Source organism: Tenacibaculum larymnensis (assembly GCF_028829235.1).
Taxonomy (GTDB): domain Bacteria; phylum Bacteroidota; class Bacteroidia; order Flavobacteriales; family Flavobacteriaceae; genus Polaribacter; species Polaribacter larymnensis.
Window position 1 is genome coordinate 1 of sequence record NZ_JAIWJY010000030.1, and the last position, 1228, is coordinate 1228.

The 1228-nt window shown below is 34.8% G+C and carries 1 protein-coding gene; it reads left to right on the forward strand.

All coding sequences use genetic code 11. The features are described 5' to 3' along the window. On the forward strand, positions 1–1228 hold a 1228-nt coding region (locus LCI24_RS16875; RefSeq protein WP_476691257.1), incomplete at both ends, for an HYR-like domain-containing protein.

A 1228-nucleotide genomic window follows, 5' to 3' on the forward strand; every position in this document is an offset into this window, starting at 1 on the left:
CATCACTGCAACCGATAATTGTGATACAGTAGTAGACGTAGTATTTACTGAAGTAAGTAACACGGTAGTAGACGGCTGTGGAGAGATTGTACGTAAATGGGAATCAACCGATAATTGTGGAAACACAGTAAGTCATACCCAAACCATTACAGTAACTGATATAACTAAGCCAGAATTTACAGTACCAGTTGATATTACTATATACAAGGATGATACATGTGCCTATGATGCTAATATTGGAATCACAGGAGATGTAACAGACGAGTCAGATAATTGTGATACAAGTTTAAATGCTAGCTATAGTGATGTTGAATCAGTAGGTTCATGTATAGGAGAGGTTATTATAACAAGAACATGGTCTTTAACAGATAACTGTGGAAATACAACTGAAAAAGTTCAAACTATAACAGTTAAAGATAATTCAGCTCCAATTATAGACGAAACAAATAAAAATAATATAGACATAGAATGTGGAGTAGGAGATACAGAAACTACTTTACAAGATTGGTTAGATAGTAATGCAGGAGCAACAGCAACAGATAACTGTAGTAGTGTTACATGGACTAATAATTATGGGGATGATACCTCTGTGAAATGTGACGGAAGTTATATCACAGTAACATTTACAGCTACAGATGATTGTGGAAACTTTAGTACTACAACAGCAGGATATTTAATTAAAGATGAAACACCACCAACAATAACTCAGCAACCGTCTGATAAAATTGTTGAATGTGATGGTTCAGGAAATACAACAGAATTAAATAATTGGTTAGCTAGTAATGGAGGAGCAACAGCTACAGATGATTGTAGTATTGTAACATGGAGTAATAATTATACAGATTTAACATATACATGTAGTTTTACAGGAGTGGTAGAGGTAATTTTTACAGCTAAAGATGCTTGTGGAAATACTATTAATACTACTGCTGCTAAATTTACTATAGAAGACACAGTAGCACCAGAATTTGTGGAGACTTTACCAGCAGCAGAAATCACAGTAAGTTGTGATAACATTCCAGTAATGGAAACTTTAACAGCAACCGATAATTGTGATGCTTCAGTAACAGTAATTCCAAGTGAAGTAACTAGTGGCGATGATGATGCTTGTGGCTCAGAGTACTTAATTACAAGAAAATGGACCGTATCAGATTGTTCAGGAAACACGACTACTCATATTCAGGTAATTACAGTAGAAGATACAGTAGCACCAGAATTTGTAGAGACT